Origin of the sequence: Pseudoalteromonas sp. MMG013, from assembly GCF_018100885.1 — a bacterium.
Lineage (GTDB): Bacteria > Pseudomonadota > Gammaproteobacteria > Enterobacterales > Alteromonadaceae > Pseudoalteromonas > Pseudoalteromonas aurantia.
In genome coordinates, this window is record NZ_JAGJEE010000015.1 from 55898 (window position 1) to 79418 (window position 23521).

Consider the following 23521-nt stretch of genomic DNA (forward strand, 5'->3'; position numbering starts at 1 on the left):
CCTCACTATTAGCTTAATACGCGTTTACTGTTCTTGTCAAAAACGGAAAGTCATTATGTCATCTTCGCATGTTCTGGTTCTAAACTGTGGTAGTTCTAGCCTTAAGTTTGCCATTATCGATATCAACTCTGGCGCTGAGGCGTTATCCGGTTTAGCCGAACGCCTCGCTGAACAAGCCCCACTTATTAAGTATAAACACAATGGCAGCAAACAATGCATTGACTTAAACCCAGGTGATGCACACCAAGTTGCTATCAAGCAACTTGTCAAGCTAGTCAAGCAACTCGATTTAGCGCAGAACCTTATCGCTGTTGGTCACCGAGTTGTACACGGTGGTGAACACTTTACGAAATCAGTACTCATCAATGATAACGTGATTGACGCAATCAAACAAACAAGTGTACTCGCCCCCCTACATAACCCAGCAAACTTGCTCGGTATTACCGCAGCACAACATGCTTTTGAAAACCTACCGCAAATCGCGGTATTCGATACCGCTTTCCATCAAACCATGGACAAACACGCATTCTTGTATGCGATACCTTATGCTTTATACACCGAACATGGTATTCGCCGTTATGGGTTTCATGGAACCAGTCATTACTATGTATCGACCCAGGCACATAAAATATTAGGTCTATCTCACGATCAATCTCGCGTTATTAGCGCGCACTTAGGAAATGGTTGTTCAGTAGCAGCCATTAAAAATGGAAAATCTGTAGACACCAGTATGGGCCTTACACCTTTAGAGGGTTTAGTCATGGGCACACGTAGCGGTGACATTGACCCAGGGTTATTTTCATTTTTAGTTAATCAGCTAAATTACACGGCCAGCGCCGTCGATGAACTACTGAACAAGAAAAGCGGCTTATTAGGCATCAGTGAGTTATCAAATGATTGTCGTGCAATTGAAGAAGCCGCTGCGCAGGGACACCCACAAGCAACCCTAGCTCTGGACATTTTTTGTTATCGACTTGCAAAACAAATTGCCGCATTCGTCGTCCCTTTAGGTGGACTTGACGCACTTATTTTTACTGGCGGTATCGGTGAAAATTCAGATGTGATCCGCAGTAAAGTCGTTAATATGCTCGCATTCTTAGGGTTAAATATTGATACAGACAAAAATCTTGCTGCCCGTTTTGGTAATCAAGGCGTTATCACCTCTCAAATTCAACCATGCGCCATTGTGATCCCCACTAATGAAGAGTGGGTTATTGCAACCGATGCTGCAACAATCGCTCAGGAGCAATAATATGGGTCGTCGTATTATGCTCATCCCTATCTCAACTGGTGTTGGTCTAACGTCTATCTCTGTTGGTCTAGTACGTGCACTTGAACAAAAAACTGTTAAAGTCAATTTTTTTAAACCAATTGCACAGCCACGTAAAGACGATGAAGGCCCAGAGAAATCAACGGTCATAGTTCAACAAGGATCAACCATACAACCACCAACTCCATTCGCGCTAAGCTATGCAGAACAAATGATAGGTGATGGTAAAGGGGATGATTTACTTGAAGAAATAGTTGAGCGCTTTGAAAGTGCCATTTCTGATGATGAAGTTGCAATTATCGAAGGCATGGTGCCAACTCGCCTACAACCCTATGCGGGCCGGGTAAACCGTGAGATTGCACAAACGCTGGGGGCTGACATCGTATTTGTGCTCACACCAGGCAATGACAATAACAGCCAACTAGAAGATAGGCTCGAGATTGCGGCGGGTAATTATGGAGGTGTCGACCACAGTCGTGTTTTGGGCTGTATTTTTAATAAAGTAAATGCGCCCCTAGATGAAGAAGGCCGTGCACGTGCCGACCTTGTTGATCAACATAAGCCAGAAGAGTTAGAAAACGAAATAAATAGGCTGGCCTCTCTGCCCATCTTTAGAAAACATCCATTTAAGCTGCTCGCAACCATTCCGTGGGATTTTGATTTGGTTGCACCACGCGTTATTGATTTAAGTAACTATTTAAATGCTGAAATAATGAATGCAGGAGATATGGCGCACAGACGCCTTCGCCGTGTGACATTTTGTGCCCGAACAGTATCAAACATTCTCAATCACTTTACCCCTGGCGCGCTGTTAGTAACGCCAGGTGATCGCTCTGACATTCTGGTTGCAGCTTGTCTATCTGCAATGAATGGTACCAAGTTAGGCGCAATTTTACTGACTGGTGGATTCAAACCTGAACCTCGCATTATGAGTTTATGTGAACAAGCAATGGAAACAGGATTGCCGATCCTTGCAACAGATGCTGATACATGGCGCACTTCATTACTACTGCATAACTTTAATATGGAAGTACCAAGTGATGATGAGCAACGTATTGATAAGGTTAAACAACATAATGCTAACCACATCGATTCAGAGTGGCTAGATAGCCTAGCGCAAGGGGTAGCGAAAACACGAAAACTATCCCCTCCTGCTTTTCGTTATTTATTAACAGATCTTGCTCGTAAAGCAGATAAAACCATTGTCCTACCTGAAGGTAACGAACCAAGGACAATTAAGGCAGCCGCAATTTGTGGTGAACGTGGTATAGCGAAAACTGTTTTATTGGGTGATAGAGAAGAAATTGAGCGTATTGCCTTACAACAAGGCGTTGAACTAAACGAAAATGTTACAATCTGTGAACCTCATAATGAGATAAGCAATTACATTGTGCCTATGGTGGAGTTACGTAAAAATAAAGGGCTAACAGAGGTTGTTGCTGAGGAGCAACTACAAGATAATGTAGTACTCGGTACCATGATGCTTGCACAGTCTCAAGTTGATGGGCTTGTCTCAGGCGCCGTTAATACAACAGCAAACACCATACGTCCGTCATTACAGCTCATTAAAACAGCACCAGGCTCATCTTTAGTGAGTTCTGTCTTTTTCATGTTGTTGCCAGATCAAGTACTCGTCTATGGTGATTGCGCTATTAACCCAGATCCAACCGCTGAGCAATTAGCAGATATCGCGATTCAGTCTGCAGATTCTGCCGCTGCATTTGGCATTGAACCACGTGTTGCTATGATAAGTTATAGCACGGGTACTTCTGGGCATGGTGCTGACGTTGATAAAGTGCGCGAAGCGACCGAACTCGCTCAGCAAAAACGTCCAGATTTAGATATTGATGGGCCGCTACAATATGACGCGGCAATTATGGAGAATGTTGCGAAGAAAAAAGCCCCAAATAGCAAGGTTGCGGGAAAAGCCACTGTATTTGTATTCCCTGATTTAAATACCGGTAACACTACCTATAAAGCAGTACAAAGAAGTGCTGATTTAATCAGTATTGGCCCTATGCTACAAGGGATGCGCAAACCGGTTAATGATTTAAGTCGTGGTGCGTTAGTGGATGATATTGTTTATACAATTGCACTCACAGCTATTCAAGCACAGCAAATCATAGACGCTAGCTCACAAAGCTGAGTTGTTTTAGCCAAGTGTTAAAAAGGTTTTAATTTTTATCGCTTGGCTATACTATTAACTTAATTAGTTTTTATAGAGCTTACGGGATGTCAAAGCAAACCTTACAGTTGCTCAACCAAGACTTTACCATTCATAGCTTAGACTGTGATGATACAATCCCCACAACGGTTTTAAATGCAAGTATTTTTTTTATTGCCAAAACCGATGAAGAGTTATCAATTGTCTGTCCTAGTGATATAAAGCTGCGTAGTTTTTCGGCAGAGAAGCACTGGCGAGCATTAGAAGTTGTTGGCCCATTAGGCTTTTCTCTCACGGGGATCATGGCTGATATTTCTGGGGTACTTGCTAATGCAAATATTTCTATTTTTGCGATGTCCACCTATGATACTGATTTCATTTTAGTTAAAGAGCAGCAAATTGATGTTGCTATTCATGCCTTAAAAAAAGACGGCTATATGGTGCTTTAAATGCAATTCTCCCCTGTCATCGCTTACACTCCTATCAACGCAATACCAAACCCATTCATGCATCTTGCAAGCCCGTTCAGTGGCAAGGTTTTACCTCTGAGCTCACACCCAGAACCTTTATTTGCTCAAGGGATGCTTGGTAGAGGTGTTTGCGTGCAACTGAGTAGCTGTAAAGTAGTGTCACCTGTACACGGAACCATTGAGCAAATTAATCGTCATGGAACAGAGTATATTATTACTGCACAAAATGGCCTAAAAGTACTCGTCAACATACTGATCCCCGCTGAATATTCGAGTACCCAATATCAAACGGCTAATGCATTTGGTAAAACCGATATACAACAAGGAGACATTTTGGCCTATTTTGATATTCCCAACTCGGTGACCCCTACAATGGGCTCTTTGGTGCTCATCAATGCAGAAAAACTTGGACCATGCTATCATCCATTGAAACAAGTGAGTGCGGGACAAGATCCTCTCATCACACTCACTAAAACTTGAACAAATTTCAAATGAGGCCAATTTATGACCATCATGTACGGTATCCCTAACTGCGACACAATAAAAAAAGCTAAAAAATACCTTAATGATAACAATGTTGAATTCACCTTTCACGATTACCGTAAAGATGGCGTATCACCCGAGTTAATTGATCAATTCTTCGCTCACCTCGGATGGGAAAATGTGTTAAATAAGCGCGGTACAACTTATCGAGCATTGACTGATGAGCAAAAACAAGCATTAAATGAATCCTCTGCTAAGCAGCATTTACTCGACTCACCTGCAATGATAAAGCGCCCTATTATCGTACATAATGAAGCATTTCATTTAGGTTTCAAAGCACCGCAATATAATGAGATTTTTAGTTAATGAGTGATACGCGCCTGAGTTCCGTGGTACAGCTCGCGCAAACGCTAATACAGCGTGAGTCGATTACCCCCGAAGATGCCAACTGCCAATCATTAATGAACAAACGTCTGAGCAATATTGGCTTTAACATTGAAGAACACTTCTTTGTAGACACATTGAATACTTGGGCAAGAAAAGGCCAAACATCTCCCCATTTTTGCTTCGCAGGACATACCGACGTAGTCCCTGTAGGTGACGAAAAAGCATGGCACTACCCCCCGTTTTCCGGTGTAGTGAAAGATGGGATGCTCCATGGTCGTGGTGCCGCAGACATGAAAGGCTCCCTTGCTGCCATGATAATCGCGACAGAGCAATTTATAAAAAAATACCCAGATCACAAAGGCTCTATTTCATTTTTAGTTACCTCTGATGAAGAAGGTCCGTTTATTAACGGTACAACCAAAGTTGTGGACTTACTTGAGGCCAGGGGTGAAAAAATTGATATGTGCCTAGTGGGAGAGCCTTCTTCTCGTAATGAACTCGGTGATGTCGTCAAAAATGGCCGACGGGGATCCTTAACTGCTCACCTAACAATTAAAGGAAAACAAGGCCATGTTGCATACCCTCATTTGGCAATAAACCCGATCCATAAAGTCGCTCCTTTTATTAGCCGGTTAACTGAGGAAGTTTGGGATGCTGGAAATGATTATTTCCCTGCCACCAGCTTGCAAATATCCAATATCAAAGGGGGAACCGGAGCTGGTAATGTTATCCCCGCTGATGCATATGTTCAATTTAACTTTCGTTTTAGCACGGAGGTCTCTGCTGACGAACTCAAAACTCGAGTTCATCATTTGTTAAGTCAATTCGAGCTAGACTATGACATTGAATGGATACTAAATGGATTACCATTCTTAACCGAACCAGGGCCTTTACTAGACGTGACCTTAGCTGCAATCAAAGACGTAACGGGTGTTGAGAGTACTCCCGAAACGTCAGGTGGCACATCTGATGGTCGATTTATTGCCCAAACAGGTTGTAAAGTCATTGAGCTAGGACCTATTAACGCAACAATCCATCAAGTGAATGAATGTGTAAGTACAACAGATCTTGATAACTTAGCCCTGATTTATGAACGAATTTTAGAAAAACTACTGACCTAATGATGGATGAACACTTAGCGAGTATCGCCTGTGGGCTCACACAAACTCACTTGTGTGAGTATCAAGGGCAATTATTGCACCGAGATATTATTGATGATTTAGTATGCTTAACCCAGCATGCAAAAGACGCTGGGTTCACACTTTCAATTGCATCGGGCTATCGAAATTTTGAGCGACAGATGCTTATTTGGAATAATAAGTTTCTTGGTAAACGCACAGTTTTAAATAAACAGAATGCTCCAGTGAACCTCACTGGGTTTGACGATTTAGAAAAGTGCCATGCGATCATGCTGTTTTCTGCATTACCTGGGGGGAGTCGGCACCACTTTGGTACAGACCTAGACATCTATGCGATAAACAGCCTTCAAGACAACCAAAAATTACAACTTGAACCTTGGGAGTACGCAAAAGGGGGTCCTTTTTATGACTTTAACTGTTGGTTAGACAGTAACTTAGCAAAGTTTGGGTTTTATCGGCCGTATGCACGCTTTAACGGTGGTGTTGCTGCTGAACCTTGGCATATTAGCCATGTAAAAGTCTCCTCATATATTTCTCAGGCGCAAAATGTAGATAATCTTCAAAGTGCGATACAGCTATTTGACGTTGCAGGGAAACAAACTATTCTAGCAAACATATCACAATTACATTCCCAATATATAAACAATACGTGCTCACCCTAGACGACTTTTTTGTTTCAAGTAAAAGCCAATAGATAATACAATTAATACTGCACATATACATTGGATGACACTGACTGACTCACCTAAAAATAGCACACCAGAGATTAACGTGATCACAGGTACACTTAACTGCATAGTAGCCGCCTTGTCTACCTGCAACCAAAACAGGCTTTGATACCATAAAACATAGCCAACACCTGATGTTATCGCTCCACAGATTATACCGATAACAACACCGTGCCATGAAAATTGAATCGCAGAGATAAACGGAAATATAGCAGGCACAAACACCATGGCTCTAAGAAAGCATCCTGCAGTACTTTGAATGGGGCTCTGCCCTTCTAATTTTAATTTGGTACCATGCAGACTATATGCCCCCCAACCAATGCCACTTAACCCCATCGCCAACACTGCATACCAATTAGGATGTGACACGGAAGGGTTGAGTAAATATGCTAGGCTCAATAATGCAACGCTTAATGCACCCCACTGTAGTAGTGATAATTTTTGCCCCTGAATAATACCCCCTATTACCATAGTGAATGTTACCACCACAAATAATATCAAGGCACCAAAGCCCGCATCTAGCGCTGTATAAGCAAAACTAAAACCAATTAAATAGACTAGCAGCGCAATTGCCCCATACCAGCTTCCGCACTGTGATAATGCTCTATTTTTTTGCTTGGAAAGTAACAGAAATAATATCAGCACAAAAGCACCACTACATAAACGGATCACCGTAAACGTCACTTCATCTAACAAGTCTTCATTAAAAACATAGCGGGCAATTAAAGAGTTAAGTGCAAAACATACGAGGGCTAGTACCAAAATAAAATACTTCATAAAAACAAACTTTTTGCTCAATCCTATTGGTTGTAGTCCATATTATCAGTAAACAAACACTTACCGACGTTTTAGCATAATAAAAAAGCGGGACTTAGCCCGCTTTCATTCCCAACGTAATTTACACTTGCTGGTATCCATCAAAGAAATGCTTAATTCTCTGCATTGCTGGTTCTAATTCATCTTTATGAGGTAGAAAAACCAGTCTAAAGTGATCTGGCTGTGGCCAATTAAATGCGCGCCCAGGGACCAACATAATTTTCTCTTGGCTTAATAAGTCAAGCATCATCTGCTCGTCATTCACAACATTAAATTTAGCCATGTCTATCTTCGGAAAAGCGTACAATGCTCCTTTAGGCTTAACACAGGTGATCCCATCAATTGCATTAAGGCCTTCAGTTACGATATTACGTTGCTCGTAAAGCCTTCCACCTGGTAGAATCAAATTATCAATTGACTGAATGCCACCCAATGCTTGTTGAATAGCAAATTGCGCGGGCACATTTGCGCATAAACGCATAGAAGCCAACATATTAAACCCGGTGATCAAATCAGTCATAGCACTTATTCTACCGCTTAAAACCATCCACCCCATCCGCAAACCGGCGGCTCGGTACGATTTTGCTAAGCCGTTAAATGTGATAACAGGTAAATCATCACACATAGCTCCAATAGACGTATGCTCTAAACCATCGTAAATAATTTTTTCATAAATTTCATCACTCAATAACAGCAACTTATGCTCACGTGCAATATCAATAAGACCTTGTAACAGTGTTCTATCATACACTGCACCAGTGGGGTTATTTGGGTTTATCAATACCAACGCTTTTGTTTTCGTTGTAATTTTGGCTCGAATATCTGCCAAATCAGGAAACCAGTCTTGTTCTTCATCACACAAATAATGGACTGGCGTTCCGCCTGCCAGCTTTACTGACGCTGTCCATAAGGGGTAATCTGGAGCCGGTATTAAAACTTCATCACCGCTATCAAGCAATGCCTGAGTGGTCATTTGAATTAACTCACTCACCCCATTACCAATATATATATTGTCTACATCAATATTCGGTAAGTTTTTTTGCTGGTAATGCTGATAAATTGCTACCCGAGCTGAATATAACCCTTTTGAATCACAATAACCTTGCGCTAAATGTAGGTTTCGGATGATATCTCGATGCATGTCTTCTGGCATATCAAAACCAAATACGGCTGGGTTACCAATATTTAATTTTAAGACCTTTTGACCTTCATCTTCCATTTTTTTCGCTTGATCAAGCACAGGACCACGAATGTCGTAGTACACCCCATTTAATTTATTACTTTTTGTTAGTTTAGACATTTTCATCTCCCTCTCGACCCTAGAATAGCTTACAAAGCATCCTAAAAACTAGAGGGGGAAAACGATTTTTAAGAGGTTTTTCTTAAGATATAATTAAAGAGACGCTTTAGATGACAACCACTGTAACAGCTGAGCTTTTGACCCTGCCACTTGACCGGATAAGCATGCAACATTCTCTTGAACTGACTCATTATCTTCATTTATCAAGCCTTGCTCTATCGCACGCGCAGCATTACTCAAGCTCATCGCTCCAAACTGTGCCGCGTTTGACTTTAAGCTATGTGCGTGACGGATTGCATCTTGATTATTTGCATTCAGCGCCATTCTTAATTCATTTTCGAGTCTTTCAAATTCATCACAACAAAAAATAAGCGTATCTTCAAATTGATCGCCTAAAAGTGATTGCATACCTTCTAAAGCATCTTCATTAATGGTTACATTCATAACAATCCCTTCGCTTTGTTTCATACTTGTAATGCTAGTCAATTCAGACACTATTAGCAAAACAATTCACGATATATGGTACTATTTGTCTAGGTTTTAAATCCACGAGTAACCCATGAAACGCTCACAATGCTCAAACTGTACATACCCGACTACCACTTGTGTTTGCAAATACCTTCAAGACCCAATTAAAAATAGAACCAGAATCATTATTTTGCAACATCCCGATGAAGCCGACCTTGCTAAAAACACGGTTCGCTTATTAAATTTACAATTGGACAATATTGAGATTTTTGTGGGGGAGTCCAATCAAGACTTTGCACAATTACAAACGCAGTTAAATTTGTCATCGTGTGCATTATTATACCCAGGAAAAGAATCCATAGCCGTTGAGGATATTCCCCAATCAGGTATTGAAATTGATACCCTATTAGTTATTGATGGAACATGGAAAAAAACCAATAAAATACTCGCGCTGAACTCATGGCTGCATGCACTCAAGTTTGTCAGTTTCAAGCAGTTACCAAAAAATCAATATTCAATAAGAAAAGCAGAACAATCATACAGCTTATCAACATTGGAAGCAGTTGGCCTTTTTCTTACTTGCCATGAACATGTTAACTCCCAACCATTGCTTAATTTGTTACAGGGTATGATTGAACAGCAAACAAAATATATGCCCCCACACGTAAAAGCACGCTATTCATGATGAGAGTTTCCCGAGTTATGCAAAAGTTTAATCGTCAAGGTCCTGACTATCGCTTTGATGATCAAGTTGATTTTGACGAAGTGCGTGATACTTTTGGGTTGTGCACAATCTCTATTGGCCAATGGGTAACCAAACCTGAACGATTAGCGAGTGCAAATTTAGTCTATGATGCATTTGCAGATTTGGCACAAATCCTTAACATTCCTCCTTATGTTATTGGGTTGCGGGGAACACTCAACTTTTCATTTGGTACAGGTGGTCAACTGGGTGTTCAAGCTCACTATGATAGCGGCTCACGTACATTAGCGTTGGCAAAAAATGCTGGGGCTGGCGCGATCGCACATGAATGGTGGCACGCATTTGACCACTATATCTGCAAGCGCCTCTTTAATAACAGCTCTGCACATGGATTTGCATCAAGCTACTGGTTACATAGCGCAAACATGACGCCTCACCCTTTGAACAATCTATTAAATGACTTTTATAAAGCATGTATGCTAGATCAAAGTGGTGTAAACCCCAGTATATTTTTCGTCCGAGCAGTCGAATTAGATAAGCAATACCAACAACTTTATTTCAGCAAACCACAAGAGCTTACAGCAAGAGCGTTTGAGGCATGTATCGCTTTTAACTCAAAAATACACAACGAATTTTTAGTCAGCGGTGTCAAAAACAGTGAGCTTGCAAGTCTTGGTGGCTTTCCGTGCCCTACTCTTCGAGCTAAATTGTCGCACTCTATATTCCGCTACTTTAACGCGCTAGGTGTTGCTTTACATCAGTAACTCGATTCGCTTTAGTTAGCCAGCCCAAGTAATCACTCATCGCTAACGGCTTTGAAATAAAATACCCTTGACCAAAGTCACACCCATAACCCTGCAGCCGAGTATAGCTAGCTAAGCTTTCTATGCCTTCTGCTACCACTTTTGACCCCAAACTATGTGCCATATCACACGTTGCTTTACATATGGTTTGATTACTTCGAGAAGTTTCAATATTCATAACAAACTGCTTATCTATTTTCAATTCATCAAATCCTAATTGACTTAGATAAGCCAAAGATGAATACCCGGTACCAAAGTCATCTATCGCCACCTTGATCCCTATCCTGCGGTAATCATCAACCACCTCTTTTAAGTTTGCTTCTTTGCCTATTGTGACTGATTCCGTGATCTCTAATATAATTTGCCGTGGATTAAGATTTAACTCATTAATCAACGTGATCAATTGCACTGTGAGTTCTCTTTTTGATAAATCCTTCCCTGATATATTCAACGATAAAACATGGCTAGGGAATTGCTCTACTATTTGCTTTTGGTACCGTAAGCCTTGTTCAATAACCCATTCAGTTACTGAATATATCATCCCTGACGATTCCGCTATCGGAATAAACTCATCTGGAGGTACTTGACCTAAATCTGGATGGCTCCACCTGAGTAACCCTTCACATCCGTGTACCTTACCAGTCGTTAAATTAATTTGAGGCTGCATATATAACGCAAACTCCCCCTTATCCAGCGCCGTTTTCAAAGCCGATGTAACCTTCAGCCTTCGCTCAGAAACAACCGAGTTTGCGACATCAAACAACTGCCAACGCTCACTACTTGCACATTTTGTTGCCAATGCTAGCCTAGCGCGTTGTACTAATTTCTCAGCGCTTTTTGCATGCACCGGAGAATGTGCTACGCCAATTTCTATTTTATCAACGAGCTGGTGCCCTTTCAGCTCAATACCTTCTTCAAATACTGACGATAACAAACACACATATTGTTCAACTTGAGACAACGACAGTTTTCCGACTAGAATCACTGCAAAAACCGACTCATCGAGTCGATAAATGTCCGTATGTTTATCGTTGCGCTTGGTACTGATCGTTGAGTTACCATATGTGTCTAGCTGCAAATTTAATTGCTCAAAGAGGTTTTTTAAATGCCTATCGGCATAGTCCATGCCATAATTTAGGCGAATACTATTAAGCACCAACGGCTTAAACAAAAGCAATGTGTGGTGTTTGTGGCCTGCTGCAAGCTTGCTCAACTCGCGACTTAATGCAAGCCTGTTGGGTAGCCCCGTATCTTTGTCATGAATCGTATAAAATACAAATGCGTCTCTTTGTCTTTTATCACGCAAGTAGATAAGGAACCCCAGTAGAGTGACATGGAAGATAACAGCTAATTTACTGGCGCTCACTAGTGCGCTATTAATAAATATCCCCATTTGCATACTGACCCAGGTAAACGCTAGAATAAACATCGGGAGCCATGCAAGTATGACGACCCATATTTCTCGCGCATGCTCCTTTTTTAGATAACTACACATACCGACCCCAAGCCCCAATGTCGTTAAAACACTCAACGCTTGAACCTGCACTGCAATCGAAGACCCCATTCCAATCGATAACACAGCCATAAATACCAACAAGCCAGTCAGTATTAAAGTCGGCAATTTTAATTGTTTTACATGCTTATCTATTTTAAAAAAGCTATAGTGGAACAACAAACACGCAGCTAAACCTAACACCACAAGCGCACTACAATGATGCGTGACCCACCTTGCGATGCTTTGTGGTAAGTAGTAATAAATACTGCCATTGTTTGCACTGCATTGCAGCGCCAGTAACAATAAATAGCCACCTAAATATGATAAGTACTTTCTAGCGCTAAATATTGCAATCAGTACGATAAACAACGCAACAAAGTAGAGCAAACCTAGCTCTAGACCATACCAAAATAACCGTGCTTGTGCTTGCTCAGAAAAGTCTCTCACGGAGAGTCTTTGATGCTCTATTTTAGTGTTGAAGGGCGCTCTAATTCGAATATAAATCTGTTGCGGTGTGTTAGAAGTCGTATACTTAATATGAGGGTAAATACTTTGTAAACGGGGGAGTACGGCGTTATCTATAGGTAGGTTGACTGCTTGAACAACCCGAGCTCCCTCAACAACATACAGGTCAAGCAGGGTTTCAACAGGTTTATAAATAGTGAAGATTTCTTCTCTAATGACATTACTGTCCTCGGCTGGAATATCCACTTTCAGCCACGTCGAGATTGCTTTTTCTGCAATCGCTTGATTGATATTTACAGCAGAAAACAGTCCTTCCCCATAAATGATCTCATTAATTGTGACTTCATTGCTGGTATCGTTAAACACCTGAGCAGCCTGTAAATAATTGCTAAACAAGTGTGTTATCAATATCAGAGCTATTGCATGTAATGCCTTTTTACATACCCACATACCATCTCCTTGATGTCGAGGCATGCAACAGCCTCGTTCAATCAATATTTAAGTATGTAAACTTTACTCAGTATTGCCAGTTATGAATTAAAATATTCATATATTTTACACTGTCTTCTGAGACGCCTAAAAGCTAGGCTTTATTGTCATCACTAATACGGCTTGCTACCGCGCTATTTTGCCCTTTGTATTTCGCATCTTTTCTCGCATTATATGGCGTTGCGGCTTCACTGCTCATCGTTTCAAAACTCAGTGCACCAATTTTCATATTAGGCCTTAATGCTAAAGGGAGCTTACCTGAGTTATAAAATTCTAATACAATGTTCCCTGACCATCCTGGATCAATTCTATGAGCTGTAACATGAACCATTAAACCCAATCGTGCCAATGAAGATCGTCCGTCTAACCAACCAACAAGGTCCGCTGGCAATGTAACCGACTCAAACGTAATAGCCAATGCCAATTGACCGGGATGCAAAAAAAACGCTTCATTTTCTTCAAGTACAATTTCATCGCTCATGATCGACTCCATTGCAGCATTAAGTTGGTCTTTTGGTCCGCTCAAATCAACATATGGTGCAGCGTGATCTTGAAAAACTCTAAACTTATTCCCCAATCGTAAATCCAGCGTAATACCTGAAATCATTCCGTCTTCAGGAGGTGGGTCAATAATAATGCGCTGTTGTTCTATCGCTTGTTTTATATGCGTATCTGATAATCTCATTGATTAGTCATCCGTTATTACAATATCGACCGTTGAAGTCGCTTGCGTTTGATAATGCAGTATGCTGCTAACAAGTTGAGCGCACGCAGTATAATTGCTTGCTTGATTTGCTGGCAGCGTTGAAATATTTCCACCTAGCTCTGACGTTTCACGAATTGCAACATTCAGTGGCACTTCAGCCAGTAAAGGAACACCATGACGACTCGCTAATTCTGCGCCACCATGCTCACCAAAAATATGATTTTTTTGTCCACAATGAGTACATAAGAAATGGCTCATATTTTCAATCAGACCTAAAATAGGTAAATTAACTTGATTGAACATAGCGATACCTTTTTGCGCATCTGCCAACGCTAAATCTTGTGGTGTAGTAACAATCAGGGCACCGCTTGCTGGCACTTTCTGTGTCATTGTTAATTGTATATCGCCAGTGCCAGGCGGCATATCAACAATTAAATAGTCCAAATTACCCCAATCGGTTTCATTCAGTAACTGATTTAATGCTTGTGATGCCATCGGCCCTCGCCAAACTGTGGCGTTTTCAGCCGGTACTAAAAAACCGATCGATTGAATTTTTATTGCATCTTTTACGATAGGGTTGAGGGTTTTATTATCTTTTGAAGACGGCTTCTCATTTTTCACACCAAAAATAGACGGAATAGAAGGCCCATATATATCCGCATCTAATACACCAACATTCGCCCCCTCTGATACGAGCGCTTGAGCTAAAAATGCCGCGGTTGTAGACTTACCAACCCCGCCTTTCCCTGACGCCACCAAGACGATGTGTTTTATTTTTTTATATTTAAACTGCTCAGGTAAGTGTACATTAATTGTAACCGTGACGCGCTTATCTAAGTGCTCGCTTAAATAAGTAGCTAATGCAGTGTTCGCACTTTGCACTGCAAATGGGACCAACAACGTAATATCTAAGACGTCTGGTTTGTCAGTATAACGCTCCACCCATTCATGCTCAATACCAAGCGGAAATACCCCACTTTTATAGCCTTCAAGTAAAGTAAATAACCGCGATTCATCGGAATTATCTTTCTTAAATAGTTTATTGATGCCAAACATAAAAATAAAACGTACTCGAGTGATGAAAAAGGCTTCGGAATTATGTAACATTCAACCCATTAAAACCAGTCTATTAATGCTTTACATGGCTACCAACTGGCAATTGTAAACTAAAACTTAGAGGGTTGGCTGTTTCTTAAACAGAACCGCTCAAAATTCACGGAACCGTTATGACTAAGAGAAAAATTCTCATCACCAGTGCTTTACCTTATGCCAATGGCCCAACACACTTAGGCCACATGCTTGAGTATATACAAACGGATATTTGGTCACGCTTTCAAAAACTACGTGGTCACGAAGCGTATTATGTATGTGCTGATGACGCACACGGTACTCCTATTATGCTCAATGCCCAAAAGCAAGGGATCTCGCCAGAGGAAATGGTGAAAAATGTCAGCATAGAACGCCAACGAGATTTCGCTGACTTCAATATTGAATTTGATAACTATCACAGTACGCATAGCGATGAAAATAAAGAACTGAGCGAACTGATTTATAACCGCTTAAATGACAAAGGGCATATTAAAAAACGGACAATTTCACAGCTGTTTGATCCTGAGAAAAACATCTTTTTACCTGACCGTTTTGTGACTGGTACATGCCCTACATGTGACGCAACAGAGCAAAATGGTGACAGTTGCGATGCATGTGGTGCGACATATAGCCCAACAGAATTAAAAGAGCCGCGCTCTGCAATGTCTGGCGCTGTCCCTATCTTAAAAGACTCTGAGCACTTTTTCTTCGATTTGCCTGCATTCGAAGGCATGCTAAAAGAATGGTTACATTCTGGTTCAATTCAAACTGAAATGGCTAATAAGCTTGACGAATGGTTTGCTGATGGTCTTCAGCAATGGGATATCAGTCGAGATGCGCCTTACTTTGGTTTCGAGATCCCAGGTGCTCCTGGAAAATACTTTTACGTTTGGTTAGATGCACCAATTGGCTACATGGCGAGCTTTAAAAATCTATGCGATAAAAAAGGCATCAATTTTAATGATTTCTGGTCTGAGAATTCAAATGCCGAGCTTTATCACTTTATTGGCAAGGATATCATCTATTTCCACAGCTTATTTTGGCCTGCTATGTTAGATGCTGCAGAATTCCGGAAACCAACGAATGTATTCGCGCACGGTTTTGTTACAGTCAACGGTGCCAAAATGTCTAAGTCTAAAGGCACATTTATCAAAGCTCGTACCTACCTTGAGCATTTAGACCCTGAATTCTTGCGTTATTACTTTGCAGCAAAACTCAATGGGGGAATCACTGATTTAGACCTAAACTTAGAGGATTTTGCACAACGTGTTAACTCAGACCTAGTTGGTAAAGTTGTTAACATAGCCTCTCGTTGTGCTGGGTTTATAACTAAAAAGTTTGATGGAAAAATCTCTGACACAATACTTGAGCCAGAGCTCATAGCTGAATTCCAATCAGCCGCTAGCGTTATTGCAGAGCATTATGAACAACGTGAGTACAGTAGAGCCATTCGTGAAATAATGGCACTTGCAGACAAAGCAAATCAATTTATAGATGCACAAGCACCATGGGTACTGATCAAAAATGAAGAAACTCATGAACAAGCACACCAAGTGTGCTCTTTGGGTTTAAATTTATTCAAGATCCTAATGACGTATTTAAAGCCAGTATTACCTGCTATGGCTAGTAATGTGGAACAGTTTCTAAATACAGAATTGACATGGGACAGTGCACAAGAAATATTATCTGATCACCCGATCAATAAATTTAAAGCACTAATGCAACGTGTTGATATGGATAAAGTCAATACAATGCTAGATGAGTCAAAGGAAAGTTTGGTTGCGACAACCCAAGCAACAATTGATCCAAGTAGCCCACTTGCGAAAGAACCGATTGCCGAAGAGATTGAATTCAATGACTTTGCCAAGGTTGACCTGCGAGTTGTCAAAATAGCTAAAGCTGAGCACGTTGAAGGCGCTGACAAACTACTCAAACTCACCCTTGATTTAGGGGGAGAAACAAGACAAGTCTTTGCCGGTATCAAGTCGGCGTACGCACCTGAAGATATTGAAGGCAAACTAACAGTGATGGTTGCTAACCTGAAGCCTCGTAAAATGCGCTTTGGGATGTCAGAAGGTATGGTCTTAGCTGCAGGACCAGGTGGTAAAGAAATTTACATATTAAGCCCAGACAACGGTTCAGAACCTGGCATGCGTGTCATGTAAAAATAGCCAAATTGAGAAATGGCCAATTAAGAGGCCATTTCTTTTACACTGTCGATTGGTATTTTTAGCTTCACAGCAATACCTTTTCCTTCTTCTGAGAAACACTTAATTTCCCCTTTTAATAACTGCGTCACTAAATTATAAACAATGTGCATCCCCAGCCCACAGCCACCCTGGCTGCGCTTAGAAGTCACAAAGGGGTCAAAAATGGTTTTTAACATCTCCTCATTCATTCCTACACCGTCATCCGTATAATTGACATACCAACTACTCTCATCCACCGCAACAGTCACTAACACCTCTCCATTACCACGTTTTTCAAAGCCATGCAGTACTGAATTATTGAGTAAGTTAGTTAATATTTGATAAATCGCCCCCGGATAAGTTGTTAATATCACAGTGTCACTTCCTGATACATGGATAGTGATCTCCTTGCCTTTTATCAATGGTTCTAAAGAATGAAATACATCTTCAACATATTCTTTAAGGTTGATTTGACGAGACGTTTCACTAGACTGGTCAACTGCCACTTGCTTAAAGTTACCTATTAAGTTTTGCGCCCTATCTAAGTTCCTCAGAATGAGCTGGTATCCTTGCGTTTGCTCTGCAATCGCTTTAACTAAATCATTTTGTTTCAAAGTTTTATCTGCTAATTTCTTTTCAACTACTTGCAAACACTCTTGATTATATGTCATCGCGGTTAGTGCGACGCCCAAAGGCGTGTTAATCTCATGCGCTACTCCGGCCACAAGCCCACCGAGTGATGCCATTTTTTCACTTTCGATAAGCTCTTGTTGAGTTTGTTTCAGTGTTAACATTGCCTGCTCGAGCATTTGATTCTGTTTATAAAGTTCATTTGTACGCATTTCTACTTTAATTTCAAGTTGCTCATTAAGCAGTTGTAGCGCATTTTGGTGTGTTTTGAGTTCGGTAATATCTTTCAATGCCCCAGCAATTCGAATGGCTTTACCACTTTCGTCTCTATCAACTACTTTTCCCCGATCTAAAACCCATGCCCATTGACCACTTAAGTCTTTTACTCGTATTGCGATTTCATAACTTTCAACGTTTCCACGAATACAAGCTTCGACTTTATCTTCTAATAAAATATTATCTTTTGGGTGAACAAACTGTATAAAATCGTCCAGCTGCATGTGATTCTCGGCTTTCCCATAATCCACTCGAGGTGAAACACAGTGTCTATATATCGTCTGTTGATCTAAATGCCAATCCCACAACTCATCACCACTTGCCCATAGCGACAACTCTAGCCGTTGCCGTAATTCACTCATTTTCTGATTATCGGCCACGACCTGCCTATACCGCTTCTGTCTTATCCTTACTGTCAAGATAATTAACGCAAGTAAGGTCAATACATATAATGTCTTCGCATATATATCCCACCACCATGGCGCATCTATTTTAAGCTCAAAACGATGTATAGGTGACTGCATATTAAAACGATTAATTGTATATGACTCAATAATATAACTCCCTGGATCTAAGCGTAATAAATTGACTTGGCGAACCCCTTTTGCCAGCTTAAGCCATTTATCACTCAATCCAATCACTCGGTAATAGAATTGCTGTTGCTCCGAGCCATAATCTAAACTGGAGTATTGTAACGAGACAATATCTTGATCATATTTCAATAACAATGATTCAGCCAATTCTGGTGCTGTTTTTAAAAGCCCTTCATCACTTGGCGTTAAGCTCTTCCCTAACAGCTCAATATGACTAATCAGCAACGGGCTAGCTGAATTATCTAAACGAAGCTTTTGTGGATAAAATTGATTAAAACCCATCGCACCACCAATAAAAACACGTCCATCAGGTGCCAACCACGCAGCGTTATAATTAAATTCATTGCCTTGAACGCCATCTACCGGAGAGAAGTTATAAATTTCAAAGTTATTGGTGTTGATCTGACTTAACCCCCCACTACTGCCTACCCATAAATGATTTAGATTATCGAATACAAGACCCCAAATTGCGTTATTTGCTAAACCACTTTGCTGAGTAAAAACACGCTCAACAGTAAACTCTTTTGTCACCAATGATAGGCCTGACTCACTGGCAACCCACACCCGACCATACTGGTCTTGTTCAAGCATAAATACTAGATCTGATACTAAGCCTTCTGCTGTTGTCAGATTCTCCAGTTTCCCATCAATATCTCGATACAGTCCGTTGCCAATTGATCCGAACCACAGCTCTCCATTAACCACTGACATTGATGATACATGGCTAGGCGCGTTCTGCTCATTTGTATATAGTGACTTTAGAGTCTCGGATGTCGCATCAAAATACATTGCTCCCATGGTTCTAGAACTAACCAGAACTTTATTTTTAAACAAAAACACATCATTAAAACTCAGTTCTGGCCCATTGCCTATATCAGGTTTTAAATGAAGTAATTTCTTTGTTTTCAAATTAAACGACACCACACCGTTACCCCGAGTAGTGGCCCAAAGGTGATCGTCGTCAAAAAGTATCCGCGTGACAAAGCTTCCGTCAAGTACCTTTAATAATGGATATAGATCATGTGCGCCATTAAACCCCTTACCATCAAATATATGAACACCATTAGATGTTGCTAACCAAATTCGATCATTACGGTCTATGGCAAAATTACGAATATCAGCTGACTTGATTGGCGCACTGGGGTAGTTGTACTCACTGACATGGCCAAATGATTCACTTAACTGGCTAAAAAAGTGCAGACCACGCGTTTCAGTACCAATCCACAGATCTTGGTTTTTGTCCCTCATAACGGTGAGAATATTATTGTCCTGAAGACCTTCATGTTGTCGGTCACGTTTATACCAGTGATTTAACAACTTACCCTGTAAGTCAAGTAGGTATACACCGTTGTCACTGGCAACTAATAATTCGTTGCCAGTGATGGCTAAACTATGAAGTGTGATGTTCTGCACCGCATCAAAATTACGCGACCATAAAACCCGTTGATACAAAGTATCATAACTTATCAGACGGTCTGACTTACTGATCAACATAGCGCGTTGACCTTGGTAAATCATATGCTTAAATTCACCGGAGAGCAGTTGTACTGAAGTTTGTGCCTGTTTATGATAAACCATAAACCCTTCATTGCTCAGGTAGAAATAATTGTCACCCCGTTGCACTACATTTCTTATGTAACTACCTTCTATTTTTAAAGCTTGGGGTACCAACGTCGCTTTATCAACTTCATAAGAAGTATTATCCTCGGTAGAAACAACAACATGCTCACCTTTACAATCAATCCAATTTACTCGGTCAGATCCAATAACCGGAAACTCGCTGGCCAATAAAGACGTAAACCGTCCTTCAACAGTATGATAAACACTTAAACCTGTACTCGTTCCCACCCACACTTTATCATTACTAACACATAATTCAGTAATAAAACCACCAGCCAAGCTTTTTACGTTTTGCTGCTGTGATGCAAATGTTTTAAATTCATGCCCATCAAAACGATTGAGTCCAGCTTGAGTTCCGATCCATATATAACCAAACTGGTCTTGTGCCAGTGCCATAACAGTCACTTGGCTTAACCCTGCTCGGTAGTCATAATGTCGCATGACCTGAGCGGTATCAGTAAATTGTGGGACTGCCCACAATAATTTACAGAATAGGAATAATAGACAACCAAAACAGTGAACGGTTTTCATATACAGCCATATGCAAGACTCGATTTATAAAATATAGCAAACTGTATAAAAACTAGGAGGTTTTTATTCTAAGTCTAAGCAGAATTTACTTTTCGAACCATCGCCATGTAATAGCTCATACTGTGCTAATTTTCCTTGCTCTAACGTAATAAGGCTTATCGCACTATGAGATACTAAATAGGGTTGCTTTTGATCCCCCTCTTGAAGCGGGTGCTTGTTTACTTCCATTTGCCAACGCTTGGTGAAAAAATTAAGAGGACTCCAAGGGCCATAAAAAATTGAATCTAATTTGTCTAAACAAGCAATGAGCTTTTTTGGAAATTCATTTTTAATGCCTGATGCAGTTAATTGCCAAATACGGTTATCATGGCGACCAAATCGGCTTTGCACTGAAAAACAAAAGGAGTAATGTACATCTCCTGATAATATAATTGTTTCTCTTGGAGTGTCTGGCCGTTTAAAAATATCCAATAACTTCCTTGCTGATCCCTCATGGGCCATCCAATTTTCAACATCTACAACAAGAGGTTGACCGCAAAAATTAAAAAGTGCTTGGATCGCTTCAATCGACTTAACACCAAATACTGGCGGGGGTGATACCAGTATCACGGCATCATGATCAAGGAGCATATCTTGCAACTCCATCAACATTTCCCAGTCCATTAAGCCACTGGGTTCTCCGAAATTTTGCTCATTTCGCCAGCGGTGTGTTCGCGTATCCAGCACCACGACTTTCGGGTATGTATTTAAACAAAAGTGCCACCGACCAAATCGCTGTAATGATTTATCTAACGTGTCAAAATGCCAAGTTTCACCTCTAAAGCTGGCTTCAAAAGGTGCTATAAGCGCTTGAGAATCACTCATCGCGTCATTACCTAGACCTTGGAACAACCAATAACTCAACAGTCCGTTGTTAATGATCCTACGGCTCGCATAATTGCTCGCTATTGCTTGCTCCCATTGTGCAGTTAAATTCCAATCATCAGTGACATCGTGATCATCAAACATCATGAGTGTTGACGTATTGGCAAACAACCGTTGCGCCTTTGGCAATTGGGTAATAAAGGTTTGTAGTGCGATCCACTCGTTAGAAAACTTGCTCACCTTGGCCGGATTGTTGCCGTCGTACGTAATTAAACTTCGATCAATCAAAGTCCATGCAATAGGACTAAAAGCGAGCAAATAGTAAGCGATAAACTCTTCAAAATGAATAAGGTGATTACATGCATGCGCACTGGTAAAGTGTGGTTCATCTTTTTTAAAATGATATCCCAAAGACCATTTACTGCACTTTTGCCATGGGGTTTTTGGCAAAAAGTTATGTCGGCTGAATAGTTGTTCTTGTCGCAACTTAGGTAATTGCAACCCATTGTCCGCTTCTTTATACAAGCCAAGTTTATCTATTAACTGACCTATAGCAAGTAGCATTGCTCCCGCTACATCATCGGCATAGATCTGATCGCCAGACATTAACAATAAGCTTGGACCAACTTGCCTGCGCTGTCGATATTGCTGTACTTGATCATCGGCACTGGCTAAGCTATCTGCACTAGGGTGATGGGGGTTACGACATGAGCCATGTAGAATTTGAGTCAGGTTATGCGGAATAACAATTTGTGGTGATGACAACCCAGCATAGCAAAGCGAATCAAGTTGCTGCATAACACCATCAAAGTACAGCATATAATCTAAAGCTACATCGACTGAAAACTCACTTTGGTATGGCCTGATAATCACAGTATGTAAAAAGCAAGACTGACCTAAATTAAGCGTTTTTTGTTCACTCTGTACAGTATAATCAGCCACAGTGAACTCTACCCGTACCGCAACACTAGTAACCAATTGAACACATACTTGATGACGCTCGGCGCGACGAATAATCGGGCCAAGTAACATCAAGGGTAAATTGCTAGTACAATCAGACATTCACTTTTGACGCTAAGTTAAATAAACGATAAAAGTTTTCTGTGGTCGCATCAGCCAATGATTTAAACGGCAAGCCTTTTAAATCCGCAATATAATAGCCCACATCTTGTACATAAGCTGGTTGATTAGTTTTTCCTCGATAAGGAACCGGTGCTAAATAGGGTGAGTCTGTTTCTATCAATAACCTATCTAGAGGCAGTTGCTTAACGACTTCTTTTAGCTCAATTGCATTTTTGAACGTGACAATTCCTGAAATCGAGATGTAAAACCCCATATCAATGGCCTTTTTAGCCATATCCCAATCTTCTGTAAAACAATGTAATACGCCACCACATCGTTCAGCATTATGTGACTTCATAAGAGAAATGGTATCTTCTCTTGCATCTCGAGTATGAATAATAAGTGGTTTGTTTAATTCATTGGCTACTTCAATATGCCCGACAAAACTGTCTTGCTGCACTTTATGTGTGTCTTTTGCGTAATAATAGTCCAGCCCAGTTTCACCCACAGCCACTACACGCTCATGTGATGCTAATGTTCGCAGCAATGCTTTATCCAATTGATCTTTTTGGTCTAAAGGGTGAACGCCACAGGATGCGGAAATATCTTTATAAGGGAGAATAGTTGCTAGCATGTTAGGGAACTGCTCTAAAGTCACGCTCACACACAAAAAGTGCTCTACTTGTTTTGCTCTTGCAGCTTGTAAAATTTCAGGTAAGTCCTGACCTAGCTTGTCAAAGTCAAGTCTATCTAAATGGCAATGGGAATCTACAATCATAAC

General features: G+C 40.8%; 19 protein-coding genes. 10 read left to right on the forward strand and 9 right to left on the reverse strand.

Going from position 1 to position 23521, the window contains the following annotated elements; translation table 11 throughout:
• The first annotated feature begins 55 nt into the window (after positions 1 to 55).
• The 7 genes from J8L98_RS14400 (at position 56) to J8L98_RS14430 (ending at position 6575) form a co-directional block, all read left to right on the forward strand.
• Positions 56 to 1252: an acetate kinase gene (locus tag J8L98_RS14400; RefSeq protein ID WP_210996964.1), complete on the forward strand. Its 1197-nt coding sequence runs from the start codon at positions 56 to 58 to the stop codon at positions 1250 to 1252.
• Position 1253: 1 nt separating this feature from the next.
• Positions 1254 to 3416 (forward strand): phosphate acetyltransferase, encoded by a 2163-nt coding sequence (gene pta / locus J8L98_RS14405; RefSeq protein WP_210996965.1) that lies wholly within the window; start codon positions 1254 to 1256, stop codon positions 3414 to 3416.
• 86 nt (positions 3417 to 3502) lie between these two features.
• Entirely contained in the window at positions 3503 to 3883 is a 381-nt protein-coding gene (locus J8L98_RS14410) for an ACT domain-containing protein (RefSeq protein ID WP_210996966.1), read from the forward strand.
• Positions 3884 to 4384 carry a PTS glucose transporter subunit IIA gene (locus J8L98_RS14415; RefSeq protein WP_210996967.1) on the forward strand — a complete coding sequence of 167 codons (501 nt, stop codon included), beginning with the start codon at positions 3884 to 3886 and terminating at the stop codon, positions 4382 to 4384. It abuts the gene before it with no gap.
• Between the two features lie 24 nt (positions 4385 to 4408).
• A complete protein-coding gene (locus tag J8L98_RS14420) occupies positions 4409 to 4753 on the forward strand; it encodes an ArsC family reductase (RefSeq protein WP_210996968.1) in 345 nt (114 codons plus the stop codon).
• Positions 4753 to 5895 carry a succinyl-diaminopimelate desuccinylase gene (gene dapE / locus J8L98_RS14425; protein ID WP_210996969.1) on the forward strand — a complete coding sequence of 381 codons (1143 nt, stop codon included), beginning with the start codon at positions 4753 to 4755 and terminating at the stop codon, positions 5893 to 5895. The genes J8L98_RS14420 and dapE overlap by 1 nt, the downstream gene beginning before the upstream one ends.
• Entirely contained in the window at positions 5895 to 6575 is a 681-nt protein-coding gene (locus J8L98_RS14430; protein WP_210996970.1) for a M15 family metallopeptidase, read from the forward strand. The genes dapE and J8L98_RS14430 overlap by 1 nt, the downstream gene beginning before the upstream one ends.
• Here J8L98_RS14430 and J8L98_RS14435 read toward each other — a convergent pair.
• From J8L98_RS14435 to J8L98_RS14445, 3 genes are all read right to left on the reverse strand, one after another.
• Complete coding sequence (locus J8L98_RS14435) at positions 6567 to 7418, reverse strand: DMT family transporter (RefSeq protein ID WP_210996971.1); 852 nt, start codon at positions 7416 to 7418, stop codon at positions 6567 to 6569. The genes J8L98_RS14430 and J8L98_RS14435 overlap by 9 nt on opposite strands.
• A 121-nt stretch (positions 7419 to 7539) precedes the next feature.
• Positions 7540 to 8757: a pyridoxal phosphate-dependent aminotransferase gene (locus tag J8L98_RS14440; RefSeq protein ID WP_210996972.1), complete on the reverse strand. Its 1218-nt coding sequence runs from the start codon at positions 8755 to 8757 to the stop codon at positions 7540 to 7542.
• A 93-nt stretch (positions 8758 to 8850) separates the two neighbouring features.
• Positions 8851 to 9201, reverse strand: a complete 351-nt coding sequence (locus J8L98_RS14445) for an Hpt domain-containing protein (RefSeq protein WP_192508525.1) — start codon at positions 9199 to 9201, stop codon at positions 8851 to 8853.
• Between the two features lie 115 nt (positions 9202 to 9316).
• Between J8L98_RS14445 and J8L98_RS14450 the strand changes: the two genes are divergently transcribed.
• Both J8L98_RS14450 and J8L98_RS14455 read left to right on the forward strand, forming a co-directional pair.
• A complete protein-coding gene (locus J8L98_RS14450; RefSeq protein WP_192507107.1) occupies positions 9317 to 9910 on the forward strand; it encodes a tRNA-uridine aminocarboxypropyltransferase in 594 nt (197 codons plus the stop codon).
• Positions 9910 to 10692 (forward strand): CLCA_X family protein, encoded by a 783-nt coding sequence (locus J8L98_RS14455; RefSeq protein WP_210997014.1) that lies wholly within the window; start codon positions 9910 to 9912, stop codon positions 10690 to 10692. Before J8L98_RS14450 ends, J8L98_RS14455 begins: the two co-directional genes overlap by 1 nt.
• On the opposite strand, the gene J8L98_RS14460 is transcribed toward J8L98_RS14455, so the two are convergent.
• From J8L98_RS14460 to J8L98_RS14470, 3 genes are all read right to left on the reverse strand, one after another.
• Positions 10661 to 13165 (reverse strand): EAL domain-containing protein, encoded by a 2505-nt coding sequence (locus tag J8L98_RS14460; protein WP_210996973.1) that lies wholly within the window; start codon positions 13163 to 13165, stop codon positions 10661 to 10663. The genes J8L98_RS14455 and J8L98_RS14460 overlap by 32 nt on opposite strands.
• A 109-nt stretch (positions 13166 to 13274) precedes the next feature.
• On the reverse strand, positions 13275 to 13865 hold the full coding sequence (gene dcd, locus J8L98_RS14465) for a dCTP deaminase (RefSeq protein ID WP_210996974.1): 591 nt from the start codon (positions 13863 to 13865) through the stop codon (positions 13275 to 13277).
• A gap of 3 nt (positions 13866 to 13868) precedes the next feature.
• Positions 13869 to 14942 (reverse strand): Mrp/NBP35 family ATP-binding protein, encoded by a 1074-nt coding sequence (locus J8L98_RS14470; protein WP_210997015.1) that lies wholly within the window; start codon positions 14940 to 14942, stop codon positions 13869 to 13871.
• A 170-nt stretch (positions 14943 to 15112) separates the two neighbouring features.
• On the opposite strand from J8L98_RS14470, the gene metG reads away from it, so the two are divergent.
• Complete coding sequence (metG, locus tag J8L98_RS14475) at positions 15113 to 17140, forward strand: methionine--tRNA ligase (protein WP_210996975.1); 2028 nt, start codon at positions 15113 to 15115, stop codon at positions 17138 to 17140.
• 26 nt (positions 17141 to 17166) lie between these two features.
• On the opposite strand, the gene J8L98_RS14480 is transcribed toward metG, so the two are convergent.
• The 3 genes from J8L98_RS14480 to J8L98_RS14490 all read right to left on the reverse strand — a co-directional run bounded on the left by J8L98_RS14480 (position 17167) and on the right by J8L98_RS14490 (position 23518).
• Positions 17167 to 20814 (reverse strand): two-component regulator propeller domain-containing protein, encoded by a 3648-nt coding sequence (locus J8L98_RS14480; RefSeq protein WP_210996976.1) that lies wholly within the window; start codon positions 20812 to 20814, stop codon positions 17167 to 17169.
• Positions 20815 to 20877: 63 nt separating this feature from the next.
• Entirely contained in the window at positions 20878 to 22740 is a 1863-nt protein-coding gene (locus tag J8L98_RS14485) for a metallophosphatase (RefSeq protein WP_210996977.1), read from the reverse strand.
• Entirely contained in the window at positions 22733 to 23518 is a 786-nt protein-coding gene (locus tag J8L98_RS14490) for a YchF/TatD family DNA exonuclease (RefSeq protein WP_210996978.1), read from the reverse strand. Before J8L98_RS14490 ends, J8L98_RS14485 begins: the two co-directional genes overlap by 8 nt.
• Positions 23519 to 23521: the final 3 nt, after the last annotated feature.